Source organism: Acidithiobacillus sp. TH-A35 (genome assembly GCF_057473505.1).
Map to the genome: position 1 here is coordinate 1 of NZ_JBYCKR010000060.1, position 5,584 is coordinate 5,584.

At 57.7% G+C, this 5,584-nt stretch carries 6 protein-coding genes; 1 reads left to right on the forward strand and 5 read right to left on the reverse strand.

Annotated features, from left to right (window positions below; translation table 11 throughout):
• The 4 genes from mpl to thiS all read right to left on the reverse strand — a co-directional run.
• Window positions 1-902 (reverse strand): UDP-N-acetylmuramate:L-alanyl-gamma-D-glutamyl-meso-diaminopimelate ligase (mpl, locus tag AC2VNK_RS02355; protein WP_486882670.1); only part of this gene is annotated, 902 nt, incomplete at its 3' end.
• Between the two features lie 12 nt (window positions 903-914).
• Window positions 915-1,493, reverse strand: coding sequence for a hypothetical protein (locus AC2VNK_RS02360; protein ID WP_486882671.1), 579 nt, complete (start codon window positions 1,491-1,493; stop codon window positions 915-917).
• Window positions 1,486-2,268, reverse strand: a complete 783-nt coding sequence (locus AC2VNK_RS02365; protein WP_291525411.1) for a thiazole synthase — start codon at window positions 2,266-2,268, stop codon at window positions 1,486-1,488. Before AC2VNK_RS02365 ends, AC2VNK_RS02360 begins: the two co-directional genes overlap by 8 nt.
• Before the next feature lie 45 nt (window positions 2,269-2,313).
• The gene (gene thiS, locus AC2VNK_RS02370) at window positions 2,314-2,514 is read right to left on the reverse strand and encodes a sulfur carrier protein ThiS (protein WP_291525413.1); all 201 of its coding nucleotides are present in this window, start codon (window positions 2,512-2,514) and stop codon (window positions 2,314-2,316) included.
• A gap of 128 nt (window positions 2,515-2,642) precedes the next feature.
• On the opposite strand from thiS, the gene AC2VNK_RS02375 reads away from it, so the two are divergent.
• The gene (locus AC2VNK_RS02375; protein WP_486882672.1) at window positions 2,643-3,776 is read left to right on the forward strand and encodes a cytochrome-c peroxidase; all 1,134 of its coding nucleotides are present in this window, start codon (window positions 2,643-2,645) and stop codon (window positions 3,774-3,776) included.
• Window positions 3,777-3,850: 74 nt separating this feature from the next.
• On the opposite strand, the gene AC2VNK_RS02380 is transcribed toward AC2VNK_RS02375, so the two are convergent.
• Window positions 3,851-4,870, reverse strand: a complete 1,020-nt coding sequence (locus AC2VNK_RS02380; protein ID WP_291525416.1) for a L,D-transpeptidase family protein — start codon at window positions 4,868-4,870, stop codon at window positions 3,851-3,853.
• Window positions 4,871-5,584 lie beyond the last annotated feature (714 nt).

The window sequence follows — 5,584 nt, forward strand, 5'->3', positions numbered from 1 at the left end:
CCAACCACCAGCGGCACCCCGGCATGACGCGCCGCCAGCAAGGCCGCCAGCGCATTCTCGGCATTGAAGGTCCCGGCCATTTCCCAACTGACCTGCCCGCGCTCCACGCCCCGCTCCAGCACGCTAAAACGACTGCCATCCGCAGTAGCGAGCCGTACCTGCCACTCGCCTTCTCCGGCAAAGCGTTGCAGGGGCGTCCAGCACCCCCGCTCCAGCACTTGTTTCAGTGCCTGTGCCGCAGCATTCATGATGATCGCGCCCGTGCCCGGCACCGTGCGCAGCAGATGGTGGAACTGGGTGATGATCGCATCCATATCCGGGAATATATCGGCATGGTCGTATTCCAGGTTATTGAGAATCAGCGACCGCGGGTGATAGTGCACGAATTTGGAGCGTTTATCGAAAAAGGCCGTATCATACTCATCCGCCTCAATCACAAAAAAAGGGCTATCCGTCAAACGTGCGGATACGCCAAAGTTACGCGCTTCACCGCCGATCAGAAAACCCGGATTGAGCCCCGCTTCCTGCAATATCCAGGTCAGGATGGAGGTCGTCGTGGTTTTGCCGTGGGTACCCGCCACCGCCAACACCCAGCGACTTTGCAGAATCTCCCGGGACAACCAGGCGGGGCCGGAGTCATAGGGGATCTGCCGGTCCAGCACAGCCTCCACGCAGGGGTTACCCCTCGACAGAGCATTGCCGATGAGTACCAGGTCGGGGGTGGGATTCAGTTGGGCGGGATCATAGCCCTCATGGACCGTAATCCCTTCGCGGGCCAGCAGATCACTCATGGGCGGATAGGTATGGGCATCCGAACCTGTTACCTGATGCCCCGCCGCCCGCGCCAGCAGCGCGATGCCCCCCATGAAAGTCCCGCAGACGCCGAGGACGTGGATATGCATGGAGCGCCAGGCCTAGTGCATGGTGCTGCGCGCCGGTGCGCCGAGACGCTGATCCAACGCCTGATTGGCCAGTTCATAGAGCGCGTTGAATTTTTCCAGGAGCTCCTGATAACGGGTCATCATTTCCGTCTCCTCGGCCAGCACCGGATGATCGTCCAGAGAGCGCGCCAGCATATCTCGCGCCATACCCAGGCGTTCCACCACCTCAAAATAGGCCCAGCCGTCCGGCGGCTGGGCGCTGACCGCCGCGATTTCCTGCTGGTAGTACCAGACCAGGGCCGCCCGCGTCACCGCCTGCGCCGCCGTCATCTCATCCGCCTCGGTCAATTGCCATTCGTGGCTGACTGGCTCCTGCCAGTCCATATAGACGTGCCAGCGCTGGCCGTTCTCATCCACCACAAACTCCAGGCGCACGCCTACCCCCTGATCGCCCAGGCGGGCAATCAGGCGCTCCGCCTCGTCCCAGTCTTCCGCATAGTCGGGCAGCACACCGCCGGGCACCGCACCCATGACCAGACGTTCCACCGTCTCGACAAATTCCGCGTCGAGGGGTGCGGTACGCGCATATTCCAAGGCGTCGTTGCTACTCAAAAAAGAGACCGTCCACAGGGCTGCTGGCGCTGGCGTACAGCTTGCGCGGCATGCGTCCCGCCAAAAAAGCCTTGCGCCCTGCCTCCACCCCTAAACGCATCGCCTCGGCCATGAGAATGGGGTCTTTGGCGGCAGCAATGGCGGTATTCAACAAAACGCCATCGCAACCTAGCTCCAGCGCCACTGCCACGTCGGACGCCGTGCCCACGCCCGCATCCACCAGAATCGGTACTGTCGCCTGCTCCAGAATGATGCGCAGATTGTAAGGATTGCGAATACCCAGACCGGAACCGATGGGCGCCGCCAGCGGCATCACCGCCACACAGCCCATCTCCGCAAAGGCCTTGCAGGCCACCGGATCATCCACGCTGTAGACCATCACCTCGAAACCCTCGGCGATGAGGGTCCTGGCGGCCTCGTAGGTCTGCCGCATATCCGGGTACAGGGTCTGGGGGTCACCGATGACCTCCAGCTTGACCAGTTTCCAGTCGCCCAGTTCCCTCGCCAGACGGCAGGTGCGCACCGCGTCCTCTGCCGTATAGCAACCCGCCGTGTTCGGCAGGATGGTAAAACGGTCCGCTGGCAGGAACTCCAGCAGATTGGGTTCGTCTTTACTCTGCCCCAAATTCACCCGGCGCAGTGCCACCGTAACAATCTCCGCGCCAGCCGCATCAATGGCCGCCCGCGTCTCGGCAAAATCCTTATATTTTCCCGTACCCACCAGCAGGCGGGACTGGTACGCCCGCCCCGCAATCACCAAAGGATCTTTACGCATCGTGTTTATCTTTCGCCTCAAAAAAAAGGGGTTAGTGCAAGGCGATCAGCCGCCACCTACCGCCTGGATGATCTCCAGGCGGTCACCGGCCGCCAGCGTCACTGCGGCGTGCGTGCTGCGTGGCACAATTTCACCATTGCATTCAACGGCCACACGACGCTCCGCCCAGCCGAACTCCGCCAGCAACGTCAGGACCGTCATCTGCTCCGGCACCTCACGGGGCGCACCATTTACCAGAATTTGCATGGTAACGATGCTAGAACCTCACCGGGGGAGCGTCAAGCAAATGCCATCCTGACGTGGTCTAGAATTTTATCATTAATTGTTGTTAAACTGGGCGCGGCATGGTTCGTGTTCGCAAGAGAAGGTGACGCATGGAAAAGTCAGATAATCTATATGCACGAAAGCGGCGCAGATTGGCCACTGCCCGTGCCGTTTTGGCGGCAGGCCTGGGCTTGGGCGGAATCGCAGTAGCCTTCGCCTTCGGCGGCGAGTTTCCCTCGAAGGTTCCAGTCCCGGCAGACAATCCGATGACACCCGCAAAAATCTCTCTCGGTAAGCAGTTGTTTTTTGATCCCCGGCTATCCCTTACCGGTGACGTGTCCTGTCAAACCTGTCACGACGTAATGAGCAACGGCAGCGACAGCTTGCCACTTGCGTTCGGCGTACTGGGCCGAGTAGACACCCCTCGCCATCCGCCATCGGTCTTTAATGCCGCTTTCAATACCGTGCAGTTCTGGGATGGACGCGCCAATAGCCTGGAGGCCCAGGCCAAAGGCCCCATCCTCAACCCCGTGGAGATGGGAATGCCCAATGCGGCGGAAGTGGTCAAACGCCTGCAGGAAATACCGGGCTATCGCGAGGAATTTCGCAAGGTATTCGGCGACAAGGATCCTATCACCTTCGACCACATTGCACAGGCCATCGCCACTTATGAACGTACCCTGGTGACGCCAGACAGTCCGTATGACCGTTACGTCAAAGGCGACAAAACGGCCATTAGTAGTGATGCTCAGGCAGGTATCAACATAATCCGGTCGTTTGGATGTGAGGCGTGCCACGCTGGCCCGATGTTCGACAACCCTGGTACGCCCATGGGAACCGGATGGTTCCAGAAATTCCCGGTGCAGCCACATAATCCGGTCTGTGCCAAATACGTACAGAAATATCATCTCATGGACGACCTGGGTCGTTTCGACGTGACCCACAATCCGGCGGACAAGCATTTTTTCAAGGTGCCCAGTTGGCGCAATGTTGCCTTACAAGCGCCTTATTTCCAAAACGGCTCCGTGCGTACCCTGCAAACCGCGGTACGGGTCATGGCTGCCTGTCAGTTAGGCCAGACGCTCACGGATAAGCAAGTGACCGATATCGTTTCGTTTTTGGACAGCCTCACTGGCAAATTTCCAAAGGAGACCATGCCACGCCTTCCGGAAACGCCAAACACCACCATTATGATGGATGTTTCGCAGTTGCAAAAAACGGCGGAGAAAACGGAGAAGAAGTAAATTTGACCCGGTACTGGGTAAATCTCCCCCAGGCACTCCAGCAGGTCCTGCTCCCTTTTGCCGGAGCAATCCTCTCAGTGCACCGCCCTGTCAGGCTTGGGGGACGTTTCCTGGGTTTCAAACATGATCCCGGAGACGCCACCCACCCGCAACGCATCAAAGATTTTTTCCAGTATTTCTGCGCGCGTTTCACCCAGCGCTCTCCATGAGATCTGCAATGCGCCAAAATGCTGCTGTGCGTCGTATAACTCCAGAGTCAGTTCTTCCATCATGCCGTCTGTGAGTTTGGCCAGGATGTGCTGTGGTTTCCGCGAGAAATTCGCTGCGTTCTCGATAAAATCGACGAGCATGAGGTCCTGATACTCCTGCGCGCCCTCACGGACGGCAAAGGCAAAGCGGCCAGGGATGCCTAAAGCATTGCTCCGGGTCGCCAACCCCAGCACTTCCTGATCGACATGGTCGGACCATTGCCCAAAGCGCTCCAGATACTCCCCCACATCCAGTTGCCAGGCCAGGCAAGGTCCTGGAAGCTGTGCGGGATAGGTGATGGTACCGATAAAACAGATATAGGGCGGTACACTTTGTGGCGCCTGCGGGCTACCCAGCATTTCCGCTACCAGACGGTGGTCCATGCCCATCTGGCGGTGCAAGCGAAAAATGTCCACCGGGTCCATATTCAGTAAACGTCCGCCATCCACGGGGACCGGATAAAAAGTGACGGTCGCACTCTCGCAGACGAGGCCGTAGCGGACGAGCGCGGCGGCGGCCTCGTCGGCAGAAAATCCGGCGATCTGGTCCGGCTCCAGAATGGGAATGGCAAAGAGGGTGGTCACTTCACCGGTCTCGCTCAAAAACATCTCCGCGCGCTCTTTGGCGAACTCCCAGAAATCCGCCTCCGCCTCGATATCCTGTTCGACCAGTTCATAGGATACTGCCTGGAGGGTTTCGTCATCCTCCTCTACCAGAAGCACATCTATCGCATCGCCCAGTGCCGACAGCAGGGCGTGATCGCCGTCGATGAAGCATTGGGCGGCTAAACGTGTCAGTGCGCTGGCCTGGGGTGAGACGGTATTGCTGGTGTTAGTACGTGGCACTGTTTTCTCCTGTTATTGGTATACCGTAATGCATGAGACGAATGGCCTCAGCATGCGATTCTGCTCTCTTACGGCTCTGGTGGGTCAGGGATTCTCTTTATGAACCAGATGCCTACCATATGGCTATGACAAAATGATACGTGGCTGGATAATGTTTGGATAAAAAATAACGGCACTCAGAAAAAATTCCTAAGTGCCTGTTTTATTTGGCTCTGGCGAGAGAAATCGAACCACTGACCCACTGACCCACTGATTATAAATCTCAAAGTCGGGCTTTTACGCTGCTTTATCCATCCTAACGACCATTGACCTATCATAACATTTAGCAGAATGCGACCTTTGCCGACATTCACCGATTTACCTCTAAAAGGTTGGCCCTGGGTTAGCCCGGAATTGCGCCAGCGGGTCCATCACAATGTCCCAAAAGGGGCACGTCATGACCGAAAAATGCAGTTCACTAAGACGCGTATCATGTCACTAGAGCCGGTCCCCGGCAAGCGGATCACCGTCTATGACGAAGGCCAGAAGGGATTGTGCATCCGCGTTACCCCGCTGCCAAGACGTTCTATTGCGTCCGCAAGGTGGAGGGGCGCGTGGAGTAGGTACACATAGGAGACGCCGAGACGGTCAAATGAAGAAATTGCCCGGCCATCGCAAAAGTGCTATGTCGTGAAATGGACCACAGAGACACTTGACCAGCGTTCAGAACTGAAA